General features: G+C 67.2%; 15 protein-coding genes. 3 read left to right on the top strand and 12 right to left on the bottom strand.

Annotation, left to right across the window (positions count from 1 at the left end; genetic code table 11):
- Window positions 1-72: 72 nt before the first annotated feature.
- Window positions 73-1,002: an oxygenase MpaB family protein gene (locus LMF57_RS02240; protein WP_229290669.1), complete on the bottom strand. Its 930-nt coding sequence runs from the start codon at window positions 1,000-1,002 to the stop codon at window positions 73-75.
- Between the two features lie 309 nt (window positions 1,003-1,311).
- Between LMF57_RS02240 and LMF57_RS02235 the strand changes: the two genes are divergently transcribed.
- Window positions 1,312-1,926: a hypothetical protein gene (locus LMF57_RS02235; RefSeq protein ID WP_117309421.1), complete on the top strand. Its 615-nt coding sequence runs from the start codon at window positions 1,312-1,314 to the stop codon at window positions 1,924-1,926.
- A gap of 39 nt (window positions 1,927-1,965) precedes the next feature.
- On the opposite strand, the gene LMF57_RS02230 is transcribed toward LMF57_RS02235, so the two are convergent.
- The 9 genes from LMF57_RS02230 to LMF57_RS02190 form a co-directional block, all read right to left on the bottom strand.
- Complete coding sequence (locus LMF57_RS02230; protein ID WP_229290666.1) at window positions 1,966-2,310, bottom strand: hypothetical protein; 345 nt, start codon at window positions 2,308-2,310, stop codon at window positions 1,966-1,968.
- A gap of 32 nt (window positions 2,311-2,342) precedes the next feature.
- Entirely contained in the window at window positions 2,343-3,113 is a 771-nt protein-coding gene (locus tag LMF57_RS02225) for a LytTR family DNA-binding domain-containing protein (RefSeq protein WP_229290665.1), read from the bottom strand.
- Window positions 3,103-4,362 (bottom strand): histidine kinase, encoded by a 1,260-nt coding sequence (locus tag LMF57_RS02220; protein WP_132826077.1) that lies wholly within the window; start codon window positions 4,360-4,362, stop codon window positions 3,103-3,105. Before LMF57_RS02220 ends, LMF57_RS02225 begins: the two co-directional genes overlap by 11 nt.
- A gap of 208 nt (window positions 4,363-4,570) precedes the next feature.
- Complete coding sequence (locus tag LMF57_RS02215; RefSeq protein ID WP_229290664.1) at window positions 4,571-6,220, bottom strand: M28 family metallopeptidase; 1,650 nt, start codon at window positions 6,218-6,220, stop codon at window positions 4,571-4,573.
- Between the two features lie 152 nt (window positions 6,221-6,372).
- The gene (locus tag LMF57_RS02210; protein ID WP_229290662.1) at window positions 6,373-7,635 is read right to left on the bottom strand and encodes an RNA polymerase sigma factor; all 1,263 of its coding nucleotides are present in this window, start codon (window positions 7,633-7,635) and stop codon (window positions 6,373-6,375) included.
- 45 nt (window positions 7,636-7,680) lie between these two features.
- Window positions 7,681-8,037 (bottom strand): DUF1428 domain-containing protein, encoded by a 357-nt coding sequence (locus LMF57_RS02205; protein ID WP_229290660.1) that lies wholly within the window; start codon window positions 8,035-8,037, stop codon window positions 7,681-7,683.
- A 23-nt stretch (window positions 8,038-8,060) separates the two neighbouring features.
- Window positions 8,061-8,471, bottom strand: a complete 411-nt coding sequence (locus LMF57_RS02200) for a VOC family protein (protein ID WP_025878382.1) — start codon at window positions 8,469-8,471, stop codon at window positions 8,061-8,063.
- 37 nt (window positions 8,472-8,508) lie between these two features.
- Entirely contained in the window at window positions 8,509-8,931 is a 423-nt protein-coding gene (locus LMF57_RS02195) for a VOC family protein (protein WP_025878381.1), read from the bottom strand.
- Between the two features lie 39 nt (window positions 8,932-8,970).
- Window positions 8,971-9,387: a YciI family protein gene (locus LMF57_RS02190; RefSeq protein WP_117309414.1), complete on the bottom strand. Its 417-nt coding sequence runs from the start codon at window positions 9,385-9,387 to the stop codon at window positions 8,971-8,973.
- A 724-nt stretch (window positions 9,388-10,111) separates the two neighbouring features.
- Between LMF57_RS02190 and LMF57_RS02185 the strand changes: the two genes are divergently transcribed.
- Window positions 10,112-10,519 (top strand): YciI family protein, encoded by a 408-nt coding sequence (locus LMF57_RS02185; RefSeq protein WP_049464203.1) that lies wholly within the window; start codon window positions 10,112-10,114, stop codon window positions 10,517-10,519.
- Here LMF57_RS02185 and LMF57_RS02180 read toward each other — a convergent pair.
- Window positions 10,497-12,581, bottom strand: coding sequence for a gluconolaconase (locus tag LMF57_RS02180; protein WP_229290659.1), 2,085 nt, complete (start codon window positions 12,579-12,581; stop codon window positions 10,497-10,499). The genes LMF57_RS02185 and LMF57_RS02180 overlap by 23 nt on opposite strands.
- A gap of 149 nt (window positions 12,582-12,730) precedes the next feature.
- On the opposite strand from LMF57_RS02180, the gene LMF57_RS02175 reads away from it, so the two are divergent.
- Complete coding sequence (locus LMF57_RS02175) at window positions 12,731-14,218, top strand: hypothetical protein (protein ID WP_229290658.1); 1,488 nt, start codon at window positions 12,731-12,733, stop codon at window positions 14,216-14,218.
- A gap of 7 nt (window positions 14,219-14,225) precedes the next feature.
- Here the strand turns inward: LMF57_RS02175 and LMF57_RS02170 are convergent, their stop codons facing one another.
- Window positions 14,226-15,002: a lytic transglycosylase domain-containing protein gene (locus tag LMF57_RS02170; protein WP_180831602.1), complete on the bottom strand. Its 777-nt coding sequence runs from the start codon at window positions 15,000-15,002 to the stop codon at window positions 14,226-14,228.
- Between the last annotated feature and the right edge of the window lie 371 nt (window positions 15,003-15,373).

The following is a 15,373-nucleotide window of genomic DNA, read 5'->3' as shown; positions in this document are numbered from 1 at the left end:
TTGGCAGTTTTTCGCCATCCACACGTGGCGTGGATGGGCACCGCGGCAAGGCGCGCCGACCAAGGTCGGCGCCTACCGGGGCAATGCCGGCCACTCGCGCAACGATTCCACCGGCACACCCACGCGGGCGCAGGCGCGGCTCGCCAAGCCGTCGGGCAGCGCGCGGCGGAACAGCGGCGCCATGCCCTGCATCAGCTTCGCCGAAGCTGCGGCCTGCGCACGCTGGCGCGTGCTGCGCTCGAGCATGCCCTCGGCCCAGTCCGGCAGCAGCGCGGCACCGGCCCCGAGGAAGATCTCGCGCGACAGGCCGGGCACCGGCACCGGCAGGCGCACGGCTGACAGCACCTGCAGCACTTCGCGTGAGCGTTCGTCCACCACCAGCTCCGGCTGCCGTGCACAGAAATACGCATCCACTTCCGCTGCGCTGCGTGGTACGTCCACCGCGCCCAGCGCTTCGGCCACGCAGCGGTACTCGTCGTAATAGCGGTCGGCGATCGCGGCAGGCACCTCGCGCCCGTAGCGGCGATAGCCCTGCAGGAAGCCGTAGGCCTCGGTCACGTGCACCCACGTCAGCAGGTGCGGATCATCGGCGGCATACGGCTCGCCCTGCGCGGTATGCCCGCGGATCTGCGCGTGGATGTGCCGCACCTTGGCCACCAGCGCTTCCACCTCGCGCGCCGGCGCGTAGCTGGTGCCTGCCACGAAGGCCGTGGTGCGGCGCAGGCGGCCGACCAGGTCCTGGCGGAAATTGGAATGATCGTAGACACCGGCCAGCGCGCGCGGATGCAGCGTCTGCAGCATCAGGGCACACAGACCGCCGGCCAGCATCGACGGCAGCTCTGCGTGCATCCGCCAGGTCACGCTGTCCGGCCCGAACCAGCCGGGATCGCCCAGTGGATGGTCGTAGTCGATGCCGCTCTGGCCGCGCGGAAACGCATCCAGGACCCAGCGCCGGATCGGCGCGGTAACGGGGCGGGAAAGACGGTGCAGCAACGGCGGCATCACAGGTCCAGATCGGCGGAGGGACGGACCGCGTCCTGCGCGGTTCCCCCCGATTCTGGTCGATCACGACCGGCACAGCGAGCCCATCCGCTCAGCGTCGGTTTCATGTGCGCGCGCAGCACATTTCACCCTGCGACATCCTGTCGCAGGCCACGCGAGCAATGCTGCGTCGCAACAATATTCACCTGTTCAGGCTGAGCCCTTGTGCCGCGTGGCCTTGAGGCCATTGCACCGCTCGCTGGAAGTGCTAGAACTGAACCCGCCACACCGTCCACTGCAGATCGCCGCACGTTCCACAAGGAGCCAGCCATGATTGCTTTGTTCAAGGGTTTGGGATTACTGCTTCGCGACAACGAGCTCTACAGCAGCCCGTTCGAAAAACAGGTCGCGCACTGGCGCAGCCTCAGCGAACAGCAGATCCGCGATGAAGTGGCGGTGCTGGCCCAGGCCAAGTGCCAGTGGCTGATTGCTTCGATCGTCGGATGGCAGGCAGCTTCACTGCTGATCCTCGGCCTGATCACCAATTACCTGTGGCGCGACGATTACCACATCACCTTCACCCGCGTGGTCGTGGTGTTCGGCTCGTGGATCTCGATCCTGTTCGTGATCTGGTTCATGGCCAACATGTTCGACCGCACAGCGGGCTTCGAACGCTGGATGAAGGCCTTCAACAGCCGCGCCCGCATCACCTCCAAGGCCGACAGCGTCGAGCACGTGGCCGAAGCGCTGGACCTGGCTGAACATTATCCGGAAGTGCTGGACTACAAGCAGGCGGTCACCTCCAGGCGCGAGCTGCGCCATGAGGACATCCGCATCATGACCGAGATCGGGCGCATGAAGCAGCACTCCGAACTGGTAGGTCGCCTGAATCATGTCGGTGAAACCGAACACCATCACGACATGACGCTGCAGCCGGCCTACTGAGCCGGACCCAATCCGGGGGGAGCCACAATGCCACCGTGCTCAGTCACGGTGGCATTGTTCTTTCTGCACGTTGCTGACGCACTGGCGGAAGTCCTTCGGCAGGCCGCTGACCTGTTCGGTCTTGCCTGTGGCCACCGCGAACCGGCGCAGCGGCGGCGTCGCGCAGGCGGTGTCGGTGCTGCAGCCCGGCGCCAGCACCTGGTAATGGCATTGGCCACTGCTGCTGGCGATGCATTCGAAATGCGCCACGCCATCGACCACCGTGCTCTTGCTGTACAGCGTGTCCACGCCATTGGCATTGGTGCGGGTGATGGAGGTGCTGCTGGACTTCTCGCAGCCGGCGATGGCCAGCACGGCGACACCTGCAAGCAGGATACGGCGCATGTTCGTTCCTCGGTGGATGGCAATGGCTGCGGCTACATGCCGCGGAACAGGCTCATGAACGGTTGGCTGACCACCAGGGTTTCGGCACGCTGGCGCAGGCGCAGCACGCCACGCCCGGTGTCGTCGCGGCTGACCGCTGCCACCGCCTTCATGTTGACGATGGTCGAGCGATGCACCTGGCGGAAGTGCAGCGGATCAAGCACTTCCAGCAGTTCGCGCAGCGGTGTACGCAACAGGCTTTCGCCGGCGGCAGTGACCACGGTGGTGTACTTGTTGTCAGCACGGAAATAGATCACATCGTCGAGCATGATCAGCTGCGTATCGCGGCCGTTGCTGGCGGTGATCCAGGCCAGGGGCGGCCGATCGTTGACGACCGGGCCTGCACCCAGGCGCTGCAGCAGGCGCTCCAGCACCGCATCGTCCTGCCGCGCGGATGGCAGCCGCGAAAGAATGCGATCGCGCGTGGCCAGCAGCCGTTCGTCACTGACCGGCTTGAGCAGGTAATCCATCGCGCCCTGCTCGAAGGCATCGATGGCGTACTGGTCGTAGGCAGTGACGAACACCACCTGCGTGCGCGGGCTCAGTTCGGCCAATGACCGCGCCACTTCGATGCCGCTGATGCCGGGCATGCGGATGTCGAGGAAGGCGATGTCCGGCTGCTTCTCGGCCAGCTGTTCCAGCGCACTGGCACCGTCCTCGCATTCGGCTACCAGCTTCAGCTCCGGCCACAGGCGTCCGAGCTGCTCGACCAGCGAGTGCCGCAGCAGCTCCTCGTCTTCGGCGATCAGCGCTTCAAGCGGCATGGCTGGGCTCCTTGGCCGACTGCGGCAGGGTCATGGTAGCGGCTACGCCACTGGGGAAATTGGCCACGATCGCTACCCCGGCCTGCTCGCCGCAGGTCAGCCGCAAGCGCTCGCGCAGGTTCTTCAGGCCGATGCCGGTGCCGCTGGTGCCCTGTCCGAAACCCAGCCCATCGTCGGCGACCGTCACGGTGACATGGTCATCGAAACCCCGCGCGAGGATCCAGATCGTGCCGCCGCCGGGCTTGGGCTCCAGGCCGTGCTTGATCGCGTTCTCGACCAGGGTCTGCAGCGCCATCGCCGGCAGCTTCACTTCGTGCAGTTCGGTGGGCACCTGCACTTCCACTGCCAGCCGTGCACCCATGCGGATGCGTAGGATTTCCAGATAGGCGCGGGTACGTTCCAGCTCCACGCCCAGCGTGGAAACCGATTCGTCCACCTGCGGCAGCGAACTGCGCAGGTACTGGATCAGGTGGCCAAGCATCTGCTCGGCGCGCGCCGGGTCGGTGCGGGTCAGCACCTGTGCATTGGCCAGCGAGTTGTACAGGAAGTGCGGCTCGACCTGCGCGTGCAGCAGGTTCAAGCGCGCGACCGACAGTTCCTTTTCCACCTGGGTCTGTTCGGCAGCGGCCTGCTCGTCGCGGCGCTGGTCGGCCACGCGGCGGCTGATCGCACGGGTCACCGCCTCGGCGTTCTCATAGTTGCTGCCTTCATCCAGTGCCAGCAGATCGGCCCACCAGCCGGCGTCCGGTTCGAACAGCAGGGTGACGGTGCTGGTGCCCTGCCCCGGCGTTACCGTGGCCAGCACGCTGTTGCGTTTGATCGCCAGCCGCGCCGGCAGGTTCCAGCGCGACGGTTGCCTGCCGTTCCACAGGTCGACGCGCCGCACATAGGCACGCACCTGCAGACTGCCGGCAGAGCTCTCCACCTCTTCCACCCGCGGCAGTTCGCCGACGGCAGCCTCGACCACGGCGAAGGCCTGGCCGGCATCCATCGGCAGTTCGATCTGCCGGCGCTGGCGGCCCGACAACGTGGCGCCATCGAGGCGACCGGCCACCAGCCAGACCCGGCGCACGTGGGTGATCGCGCTGCCCAGCGCGGAGATCATCAGGAACATCACCAGCAGCCCGAACACCCAGCCCGGGCCGTCGTTCATGCCGCTGAAGATGCCACTCCAGACCATGCCGGCAACGAACAGTGCCGCGGCCCAGGCCAGCAGATGACGGATGATGAGGGAGAAGCTGGCGATCACGGCGGCGCCTTGGTGGAAGGGGTGAGCCGAGCATAGAGCGGCCCTTCGGGCAAACAAGCGATGTGCGACGAAGACCGGGAAAGGGTGGATGGAACCGGTTCTGGTAGTGCCGGCCGCTGGCCGGCTCCCCATCGCTTCCGGAAGCATCCCCGGTTGCCGGCCAGCGGCCGGCAACCGGGGAGGCGCCGGGTGAGCCCGGCGCATTCCCTTATCTGCGCTGGTCGGCGCTGGCGTCACGCACGGCGCGGAACGCCTCGTCCCTGCTCCAGTTCGGCCAGCTGCGCGAATTGGCCAGCTGGTTGCCCAGGGTGTACAGCACTTCCAGGTCGCGCGCAGCGCCTGCAAACACCCAGTCCGGCTGCCACTCGTCGCCCTGCTGGTGGTAACGCTTGGCGGTGTAGTCCTCGGACGCCTTCCTGCCCGCCGCGACGCCACCGTCCACCCAGTCCTGCCCGGCCGACCACGACAGCGCGGGCACGCCACGCTTGGCGAACGGGAAGTGGTCGGAGCGGAAGAACAGGCCGGCTTCCGGCTTCGGGTCCGGCGTGTAGCGGATGTCCCAGCCCTTGGCCACGTCCTTCAGCTGGTCCAGCAGCTCGAAGCGCGCAGCGCCGTAGATGCCGAAATCGCGCGACGGGCCGAACGGCGCCATGCCGTCCATGTTGATCATCGCCACGGTCTTTTCCAGCGGGTACAGCGGGTGCGTTGCGTAGTACTCCGAACCCAGCAGGCCCTTCTCCTCGGCGGTTACCGCCAGGAACACGAGCGAACGCTGCGGACGCGGTGCCTTGGCGAAGCCACGCGCCAGTTCGATCAGCGAGGCGGTGCCGCTGGCGTTGTCCAGCGCGCCGTTGAAGATGCGGTCGCCGCGTGCGTCGGGCTCGCCCACGCCGATGTGGTCCCAATGCGCGCTGTAGATGACGGTCTCGTCCGGATGCGTGCTGCCTTCCAGGCGCGCGGCCACGTTGTGCGAGGTGATCACTTCGGTCTTCACCGCGTACTTCGCATCCAGGCTGGCGCCGGTCAGCGGCACCGGGGTGAAGTCGCGCTGCTGCGCCTTCTTCTTCAGTGCCTCGAAATCCTGCCCGGCCGAGCGGAACAGTTCCACTGCCAGATCGCGCTGGATCCAGCCTTCCAGCAGCGGATGACTGTCAGCCGGATTGTCGCGCACCACGTCGAACATGGTGTTGGTGTTGGAGCCGGCCACCGTGGCCCAGCCATACGACGCCGGGGCGGTCTCATGCACGATCAGCACACCGAGTGCGCCCTGGCGTGCGCCTTCTTCGTACTTGTACGGCCAACGGCCATACCAGGTCATGCCCTTGCCGTCGAAGTCGCCCTTGCCGGTTTCGAAGTCCGGGTCGTTGATCAGCACGACGGCGATCTTGCCTTTCAGGTCCACGCCCTTGAAGTCGTCCCAGTTGCGCTCCGGCGCCTTTACGCCATAGCCGAGGAACACCAGCGGTGCCTTGCTGATATCCACGTTGGTGGCGCCGTTCATGGCTGCACGCACGGCGATCTGCTTGCCCTGCTCCAGCGCGATGGTCTTGCCGCCCTGCTGCAGCAACAGCTGCGGGGTGCCGACGATGTCGCCCTTGCGCAGCGGTACGGCCTGGGTCCACAGGCGCTTGCCGTCCTTCAGGTCACCGCCGGGCTGCAGGCCGGCATCGGCGAACTGCTTGCTGAGGAAGGCGATGGTCTTCTGCTCGCCGGCGGTGGCCGGGGAGCGCCCTTCATAGGCGTCGGAGGCCAGTTCCTTGACGTCGGCGGAGATCCGCGCGCCATCGAATTTCGGGGTGGCCGCCATCAGTGCGCTCGACACCGACAGGGCCAGCACGCCCAGTACTACTCGCTTCATTGCTCTCTCCAGCAGGGAAATCGTTCTGGAGTGTAAGGGGTTCGGCCGCATGGCGCGCGACGCACGCCGCGGCCCGGCAACTGCCGGAACAGCGTCCTCAGGCAGCACGCTGGTGCTCACCGACCACGATCACGTGCCGGATCCCGATCGCTTCAATTGCTTGAGGGCAGGCCGGCCCGGTGCAGCAGCAGGGTCCGCTCTGCCTGGTTCTGGCTCAACGCCGCCGCCGAGGCGAACGCATCCCGCGCATCCTGCTCCCGGCCCAGCTGCTGCAGCAGTTCGCCGCGCACCACCATCAGCGGTGCGTAGCCCTGCAGGCGTGGCTCATCCAGCAGCGGCTGCAACAGTGCCCATGCAGCGAACGCGCCTTCGCTGCGCGACACCGCCACCACCCGGTTCAATGCCACCACCGGCGATGGCGTCACCTGCAGCAGCTGCGCATACAGTGCAGCGATGCGCGCCCAGTCGGTGTCTTCGGCACGCCGCGCACTGGCATGGCAGAAAGCGATCCGCGCCTGCAGTACATAGGGGTCATCGCCACCGCCCGCCGACACCGCACGCGCCAGTGCCTGCTGCCCGCGTTCGATCTGCAGCCAGTCCCAGCGCGCCCGGTTCTGCTGGTCCAGCAGGATCGGCGCACCCTGCGCATCCACCCGTGCCGCCGCGCGCGAGGCCTGCAGTTCCATCAGCGCCAACAGACCCAGTACCGGCGGCACCGGCATGCGATGGGCGAGGATGCGCGCCAGCCGCAGCGCCTCGGCGCACAGCGCCGGTCGCATCCAGTCGTCGCCTGCACTGGCTGCATAGCCTTCGTTGAACACCAGGTAGATCGCCTCCAGCACCGAGGCCAGTCGCTCCGGCAATGCATCGGCACGCGGCACTTCATAGGGGATCTGCTTCTGCGCCAACGTGCGCTTGGCACGCACGATGCGCTGGGCGATGGTCGGCTCCGGCTGCAGGAACGCGCGGGCGATCTCGGTCGTGGTCAGCCCGCCCAGCAGGCGCAGGCTCAGCGCTACCCGCGCGTCGGCAGGCAGGACTGGATGGCAGGCCACGAACATCAGCCGCAGCAGGTCATCGCCGATGTCGTCTTCCAGTGCCTGGCTGTCGTCGGGCGCGGGCAATGCGGCCGGATGCAGTTCCTCTCCCCATTGCGCATGCTGCTGCGCCACCCGACGGTGCTGGCGCAGCACATCGATGGCACGGTTGCGCGCGGTGGTCATCAGCCAGGCTCCAGGATTGTCCGGGATGCCCTGCACCGGCCAACGCTCCAGCGCGGCCAGCCAGGTGTCCTGGGCCAGCTCTTCGGCACGACCGACATCGCCGCCGAGCAGGCGCGCCAGGCGCGCGATCAACACTGGCGATTCCATCCGCCAGAGGGTGTCCAGGCGCTGGCTCAGGGCGGGCTCGTGCATGCGCCGATCACAGCATGCGGGCCCGGCCCGCACAAGCGCCGGCGTTCACGCTTCCACGATCGGCTTGAAGCCGCCCCAGAACATGCGCTTGGTATCGAACGGCATGTCCTTCGGGCCGATATGCGCCAGCCGCGGGTCGGCCATCACCTTCTTGTTGATGCGGTCGCGCGCGGCACGCGTGCGGAACACCACGAAGGCCACGATCACCGTTTCGCCCGGCTTGAGCTTCACTGCCTGCGGGAACGAGGTCGATTTGCCGGATTGCACGTCATCGGCCACGCATTCCATGTACTGCAGCGCGCCATGGTCCTTCCACACTGCGCCGGCCTGGCGGGCAAGGCGGCGATAGGCCGCCACCTTGTCCTGCGGGCACGGCAATACGTAAGCATCCACGTAAGCCATGGGGATTCTCCCTGCGGCGGCCGTCAGCCCGGCTCGCCGTCCATGTGTGCGATTTCCCAGAGATGCCCATCCAGGTCCTGGAAGCCGCGCTGGTACATGAAACCGTAGTCGCGCGCCGGTTGCGGTTCGCTGGCACCGGCGGCCAGCGCCTTGTCCACCATGGCGTCCACCGCCTTGCGGCTGTCAGCCGACAGGCAGGTGATCACCTCGGTCTGCGCATGCGCATCGGCGATGCCCTTGGTGGTGAACTGCTGGAAGAACGGCTTGACCAGCAGCATCACGAAGATGCTCTCGCTGACCACCATGCAGGCGGCGTTCTCGTCGGTGAAGGCCGGGTTGAAGCTGTAGCCCAGCGCGGCGAAGAACGCCTTGGCTTTTTCCAGATCCTGCACGGGCAGGTTGACGAAGATCATCTGCGGTTGCGGTGTACTCATCGGTGCGGTTCCCTGCGATGGATGGAGAAAAGGAAGATCAGGGCTGCTTCATGCAGTTGACCATCCACGGCTTGCCGTAGCGGTCGGTCAACATGCCCCAGCGGTGCGCCCAGAACGTTTCGGCGATCGGCATCTGCACCTGGCCACCCTCGGCCAGCGCCGCGAAAACGCGCTCGGCTTCTTCGATGCTGTCCACGTCGACGTTGATGGTGGTCGAACCGCCCTCGCCGCCACCGGGACCATCGGCCGCCATCAGGATCGCTGCGCCGATCTCCAGCTGGCTGTGGGCCACATGGTCGAGGGTGTCGGCCGGCATTTCATTGCAGCCCGGCGAACCGTCGGACGGCGGCATGTCGCGGTACTTCATCTCCGACGTGACCTGGCCGCCAAGTGCCTTGGCATAGAACGCCATTGCGTCGTGGGCCTGGCCGCTGAAGCCGAGGAAGGGAATCAGTTTCATGGGAATGCTCCGTAGGATGGGATGAATGCGCGGCCACGCTCAGGCACGGTCGAGCTGCTCACGCAGACGCTGTTCCTGCTGCTGTAATTCAGGGGTGAAGGCTTCGCCGAAGTCTTCGGCCGAGATCAGCGGGCGCAGTTCGAGGGCACCGCCCGCGCCGAAGGGCGCACGGCTGGCCCATTCGGTGGCCTCGTCCAGCGAGCGCACCTCCCACAGCCAGAACCCGGCGATCTGCTCGCCGGCCGGGCCGAACGGGCCGCTCTCGACCCGGGGCGTACCACCGCCGAAATGGACGCGCCGGCCGCGCTGGGTGGCATGCAGGCCTTCCCCGGCGAGCATGATGCCGGCGGCCACCAGTTGTTCGTTGTAGGCGCCCATGGTGGCCAGTTCCTGTTCGCTGGGCATGCGCCCGGCTTCGGAATCGGCGTTGGCTTTGACGATCACCATCACTTTCATTGCGGTCTCCGCTGGGCTGCGGGTGCGTGCCCTTCCCTCTTACAACGAACCAGGGGTGCGGGAATCGACACCGTCGTGCGAATTATTTTTCCTGCGGAGAGCGCGCCTTCGGCGGGGATCGGCGAACGGCGGGGCCCCTCCGTGGTGGGGTGGGGTTGGTCGCTGAAAGCTGGGTTTCCGAGTGAAGGCTGGGCGGGTGGGATTGGCGGGGACGCCGTGAATCCGTCCCTGGAGGCTTAGCCGCGCCATCCATGGCGCGGATACCCCGCCAACCCCACCCGCCCAGCCCCAGACAGATTCCGGTGGCCGATCCACCACGGGAAGATCAAGAAAAAAGGCAGAAGCAACAGCAACAGCAAAAGCGGTTGGCTGGCAACCTTCGCTTTGCGAGCGAAGCGACCCGCGTTTTCCTTTTCCTGTGATTTCCCGTGGTGGACGCCGCAGGAACCTGTCCGTGGCCGGGCGGGTGGGTTGCGCAGGGGCGTAAGCGCCATGGATGGCGCGCCCGAGCCTACAAGGACGTATTCACGGCGTCCCCTGCGCAGCCCACCCGCCCGGCCAACCCGCAGAGATGCAGCTCTTCACGACCAACCCCACCACGGAGGGGCCCCGCCGTTCGCCGATCCCCGCCGAAGGCGCGCTTCCCGCTCTGCCTTTCGCAGTGCAGCATGCCCCCGCGCAAACCTGCGCGATCATGGACCCCCGCCCCCGCCAGGACTCCGTCATGCAGCAGTATCTGCTTCTGATCTACATCGACCCATCCCTGCTGCGCACACTGCCCATCGACGACTTCAATACGTTGATGCGCGACTGCCTCGCCCATGCCGACAAACTGCAGGCCGAAGGCACCTTGCTGGCCGCGCAGAAACTGCAGCCGATCGAATCGGCGCAGACCCTGCGCGTGCGCGATGGCCACAGCCGGGTACTCGATGGCCCCTTCGCCGAAACCCGCGAACTGCTGGCCGGCTTCAACCTGATCGTCGCCCGTGACCGCGATGAGGCCATGCGTATCGCCCAGGGCTTTCCGTGGGCCCGCTTCGGCAGCATCGAGGTGCGGCCGCTGGAAGACATGGACGCCGAGCGCGAACGCTGCGGCGCCCCGGCCGCGGCTATGGCAGCAGCCGTACCCTGATGTCGCGCGGGCCGACCCCTTCGTTGCCGCTGTAGTCGCGCGCACTGGCACGCACGATGTACTCGCCCGGTGGCAACGCCGCCGGCTGCCAGCGGCCGGTTTCCATCAGCCCATCGCGCACGGTGTTGGTCACCAGATAACGGAAGCGGGTGACCGCGCTGCCATGCACGGTGATGCCGCTGTCGGGTGCGTAAGCCACTTTCACCGCCTGCTTCTGCGGTGGCATGCGGTTGAAGACGATGTTCCAGCGCGGCTGCTCGTAGCCCTGCAGCGGCTGCCCGGCGGCATCGAGGATCTGGTAACCCACCTGGTACGGCCCCAGCCGGCGACGCGGCAGGTTGTTGTCCACCTGGTCCCAGGCCTCCACCACGATCTGCACGCCGCGTCCCTGCCGGGCCAGCATCATCACGCCATCGCTGCCGGCGGCCAGTGGCTGGTCGTTGTCGTCCAGCAGCGCCACATCGGTGATGCGCGGCGCGAAGTGGTCGGCATAGCCCTTGAACCCCAACGCCACCGCATTGGTCTCGAAACCGCCATTGCCCACGGCCAAGTGCACGTGCGCCTGGTTGTTGATGCTGCCCAGGCGGTCGCCGACGTGGATGCGTGTACCACGGCGCACGCGGATGCGCTCCAGCATGCCGTCTTCGGCGTACAGCGGCTGCCAGCGCGCGTCGAACGGTTCGCCGCGTGGCGTGCGACCGACCCGCATGTGGATGTATTTCAACCGGTCCACGGCCAGGCCCTCAGCCTGCCCACCGAGGCTCCAGGCGGCAATCGGGCTGCTGATCTTGCCCTCGGCGATCGCCAGTACGGTCTGGCCGACATCGCCGCGCACATCGAAGCCGCCGTGCAGGTGGTGGCGGCTCTCACCCTGGAAGGTGCCGCGCACCTCGCCGAGCGTGCCCACCACTTCGTGCCAGCCATCCTGCGGTGCCAGTGGCCAGCGCCCGCCACTGTCCGGCAGCGCCGCATCCGAGGCCGGGCCCACCAGCGCCGGTGCGGGCAGTTCACCCACCGGCAACGGGCGCAGGCGATGCAGGCGATAAGCCGCGGAATCGGCCACCAGCAGGGTGCCGTCGGCTTCTACCGCCAGACCGCTGGGGCGCGCCAGGCGTGGCAGGCGGTCATTGCCCAGCAGTGCCAGCTGATGCCCCTGCGGGGTCACCTGCACGATGCGTCCATCCAGGTCACCCACGTACAGCACGCCGTCATGCGTGGTGGCCAGTGACAGCGGGCCATTGATGACCTCCCCGCGGCCAACGACGGTGCTGACCATGCCGTCGGCGCCGACGCTACGCACCGCGTTGTTGAACAGATCGGCCACCAGCAGTGCGCCGTGCGCATCGAACGCCAGCGCCACCGGTGTATCGAAACGAGCGTCAGTGCCAAGCGCATCGGCGAAGCCCGGGCGATCACCGCCGGCCAGCGTACGCACGTTGCCATCGGTACCGATCACCCGGATGCGGTCGTTCCAGGTATCGGCCACATAGACCTGTCCCTGCACATCCACGGCAATGCCCATCGGCCCATCGAAACGCGCCTGGGCAGCAGGACCATCGGCGAAGCCCTGCTGGCCGCCGGCCAGCGTCGTCACCTGGCCGTCGGTGCTGATGCGGCGGATCGCATGATTGCCGGTGTCGGCCACATACAGGTTGCCCTGCGCATCGGCGGCAATACCCGAAGGGGTATTGAAACTGGCCTGCAGCGCAGGTCCGTCGACACGTCCCTCACCCTGCCCCGCCAAGGTTTCGATACGGCCATCGGCCAGCCGGCGGCGGATGCGGTTGTTGTCACCGGCATCAGTGAAATAGACGCTGCCGTCAGCACTGCCCAGCAGCGCGTAGGGATCGGCGAAGCGTGCCTGCGCCGAGGCGCCATCGCGATCACCCGGATGGCCGTCGCCGGCCAGCAGCTCGATCTGTGCGGTCCACCCCAGCGGCGTGGGTACTGGGCCTGTCGGCGCCTGCGGGCTGGAGGTGGGAAATTCCCACCACGTGGCCGCCAGGGCCAGCGCTGTTGCCACCACCACTCCACCCACCGCCATCCCTTGCCACCGCGCCATCGTCCCGTTTGCCTGTGCTTGCATGTAGAGCCACGCACGATAATCGCTGCGCCTACGCAGCGCCACGGCCGATGGTCAGGGCCGTGTCACGGTGCTTGTCCTGCGCTGCCGCAGCGGGTTCAATGTCCGCTCCATGGACGGAGGCCCCCATGCCCCGCTGCACCCTACTCCTCGTGCTGCTGCTTGCCGCACTGACCAGCGTGACCGCCTCGGCAAATGCGCCGCTGACGCCCGCTGCCTACGCGCAGCAGTGGGATACGGCCATCGAGCAGTCCCGCCGCGGCAATACGCTGGCCGCGCTGATCGCCATGGAACGGCTGATGGACAGCCCGTTGCTGGCCGACTTCGATGCCGAGCGCCGCGGCCGCGCCGCGCAGTTTGCCGGCTGGACAGCAGCAAAACAGAAGCAGCCGGCGCTGGCACGGCGCTATCTGCAGCAGGCGCTGCAGGCATTGCCGGGCGATGCGTACATCCTGTCCACACTGGTGTCGCTGGACCTCAACGATGACCAGCCGGCAGCGGCGGTCGAGCATCTGACACAAGCGCTGGCGCACGCCGACGGCCCGCTGCCGATCGACCATCACGCCATCAGCTACCTGCAGTTCCACCTGCGTGAACAGCCTGTACAGCGCATGGCGCTGCTGCAGGCGCTGTTCGACAACGGCTGGAAGATCGCAGGCACCGAACCCACCGGGCTGTGGCTGGATCTGGCCACGCTGCAGGCCGACAACGGTCGCGGCAACGCCATCCCGACCACGCTGGCACGCATCGACACTCCGGCCGAACTGATCCGCCTGCGCAGCGACAAGCGCTTCGACCGCTATGTGGACCGAGCCGATGCACGCTTCGATCCGGTCAAGGCCGCACAGCGCCATCTGGATGCCCTGCGTCTATCGGGCCTGCTGGATGATGACCTCGATGCACGCCTGGTGGATTTCAGCAGCACGCTGCTGATGCTGGACCGAAACGAGGAAGTCCTGGCGCTGACCGATGATCTGGCCGAGGCCGTTGCGGAAGGACAGTCGCCGTCCGCTGCCAGAGCGGAGTGGTTGGCGTGGCTGCTCAACAGCCGCGTCGCGGCACTGCGTCGTCTGGGGCGTACCGATGAAGTGCTGGCGACGGCGAAACTCGCCGCCCGCATCGGCGCGCTTGGGCCGGATGGCCTGGAGCACCAGATGAACGTCGCCTTCGTGCTCAGTTCACTGGGCCAGGCGCAGGAAGCGGGCGCCGCGATGGCCGTGTTGACCGACCTGAGCGGCTACGGCCAGGCCGCACAGGCAGTGATCCAATTCGCCGCTGCCCGCCAGCGCGGTGATACCGCCGCTGCCGCCGCAGCACGTGCGGTCATCGTCGACCAGCGGCAGGACGCGCGCCTGTTCCATCGCGAGATGCTGCTGGAAGAAGGCGATCTGGACGGGGCCGCAGCCGTGCTGATCGAACAACTGCGCTCGCCGCTGGAACGCAGCGATGCCCTGGCCAGCCTGCAGGACATGCGCGTGTATCCCCCGTTGCCGGGCGATGTACGCATCGATGCCGCGTGGCGCGAGCTCAAACAGCGTGCCGACGTACAGGCCGAAGTCTCGCGCGTCGGTCGCATCGAGCGCTACGACCTGGTGGGCAGCGCCACATCGCGCTGAGCACCGGCTACTTCGCCGGTACTTCGATGCGGATGCCCATCGCCTCGCGATAGCGGGTGTACAGGGCCATCACCTTGTCCACATAGGCCAGGGTTTCGGCATACGGTGGCACGCCCTTGTAGCGCGCCACCGCACCGATGCCGGCGTTGTAGGCCGCCGCTGCCAGCGGACGGTCGCCGTTGTAGCGGCGCAGCAGCGCGCGCATATAGCGGGCGCCGCCGTCGATGGACTGCTGCGGCGAGAACGGGTCGCGCACGCCGTATTCCAGCGCGGTGTCCGGCATCAGCTGCATCACGCCCTGCGCGCCCTTGCTGGACACCGCCAGCGCGTCGAAATTGCTTTCGGCGTGGGCGATCGCCCGCAACCAGGCATCGTCCACGCCGGTGGCCTTGGCCGCCGCCTTGAACTGTTTTGCGTGCTGGGCCAGCTGCGGCTTGCCGACCTTGCCCAGGCCTTCATGCGCCGGTTCGCCCGGCGGTGTGGCCACGGTGAACTTCAGGAACACCCGCGAGCCGGGCAGGTTGCGGGTGGAGTAGACAAGCTTGCCGTCCTGCTCGCGCTCGTACAGCACGCCACTGAACACGCCCATGTTGCCCCACAGGTTGGGGGCCTGCACGGCGCTGTCGTCGATCTCCTTCGGCGTGCAGCGCGAGCCGGGCTCCGGTGCGGTGGCCAGGCTGACGGTGTTGCCCTGCACGCAGCGGTAGACCGTGCGCGCAGCGGCCAGCCCTGGCCACAGGCCAGACAGCAGCAACAGCGCGACGAGGGCGGGACGGAGGGGCATGGCGGCGGGATGATCCGGCTGCGGCCGCTAACACTGAGTGAATGGGGGTTCGGCCGGGCGGCGCCCGGCACCCGCAGAAGCAACGGCAACGGCAACAGCAACGGCAACAGCAACGGCAACAGCAACGGCAACAGCAACAGCAACAGCAACGGCAACAGCGGGCTATCCGTGGGATGGCGGGGTGGGTCCGGTTGCGGGGGACGCCGTGAATACGTCCATGTAGGCTCGGTCGCCGCATCCATGCGGCTCACGCCCCCGCAACCGGACCCACCCCGCCTTCGACAGATTTCCGCGATCTGGGAACGGTGTTCTGTGCTGCTGTTGGTGGGTGTCGACCATGCTGCTGTTGGTGGGTGTCGACCACGCGGCTT

Origin of the sequence: Stenotrophomonas sp. SI-NJAU-1, assembly GCF_020883215.1 — a bacterium.
Taxonomy (GTDB): Bacteria; Pseudomonadota; Gammaproteobacteria; order Xanthomonadales; family Xanthomonadaceae; genus Stenotrophomonas; species Stenotrophomonas indicatrix.
Note: the sequence above shows the minus strand (reverse complement) of the source record. Positions and strands in the feature narration are given on the sequence as shown.

Excerpts from the sequence above, each read along its gene's own strand:
- LMF57_RS02230 (WP_229290666.1), bottom strand. The coding sequence starts at position 2,310 with ATGCGCCGTATCCTGCTTGCAGGTGTCGCCGTGCTGGCCATCGCCGGC.
- LMF57_RS02205 (WP_229290660.1), bottom strand. The coding sequence starts at position 8,037 with ATGGCTTACGTGGATGCTTACGTATTGCCGTGCCCGCAGGACAAGGTG.
- LMF57_RS02195 (WP_025878381.1), bottom strand. The coding sequence starts at position 8,931 with ATGAAACTGATTCCCTTCCTCGGCTTCAGCGGCCAGGCCCACGACGCA.
- LMF57_RS02215 (WP_229290664.1), bottom strand. The coding sequence starts at position 6,220 with ATGAAGCGAGTAGTACTGGGCGTGCTGGCCCTGTCGGTGTCGAGCGCA.
- LMF57_RS02170 (WP_180831602.1), bottom strand. The coding sequence starts at position 15,002 with ATGCCCCTCCGTCCCGCCCTCGTCGCGCTGTTGCTGCTGTCTGGCCTG.
- LMF57_RS02240 (WP_229290669.1), bottom strand. The coding sequence starts at position 1,002 with ATGCCGCCGTTGCTGCACCGTCTTTCCCGCCCCGTTACCGCGCCGATC.
- LMF57_RS02200 (WP_025878382.1), bottom strand. The coding sequence starts at position 8,471 with ATGAGTACACCGCAACCGCAGATGATCTTCGTCAACCTGCCCGTGCAG.
- LMF57_RS02190 (WP_117309414.1), bottom strand. The coding sequence starts at position 9,387 with ATGAAAGTGATGGTGATCGTCAAAGCCAACGCCGATTCCGAAGCCGGG.
- LMF57_RS02185 (WP_049464203.1), top strand. The coding sequence starts at position 10,112 with ATGCAGCAGTATCTGCTTCTGATCTACATCGACCCATCCCTGCTGCGC.
- LMF57_RS02235 (WP_117309421.1), top strand. The coding sequence starts at position 1,312 with ATGATTGCTTTGTTCAAGGGTTTGGGATTACTGCTTCGCGACAACGAG.
- LMF57_RS02175 (WP_229290658.1), top strand. The coding sequence starts at position 12,731 with ATGCCCCGCTGCACCCTACTCCTCGTGCTGCTGCTTGCCGCACTGACC.
- LMF57_RS02210 (WP_229290662.1), bottom strand. The coding sequence starts at position 7,635 with ATGCACGAGCCCGCCCTGAGCCAGCGCCTGGACACCCTCTGGCGGATG.
- LMF57_RS02225 (WP_229290665.1), bottom strand. The coding sequence starts at position 3,113 with ATGCCGCTTGAAGCGCTGATCGCCGAAGACGAGGAGCTGCTGCGGCAC.
- LMF57_RS02180 (WP_229290659.1), bottom strand. The coding sequence starts at position 12,581 with ATGGCGCGGTGGCAAGGGATGGCGGTGGGTGGAGTGGTGGTGGCAACA.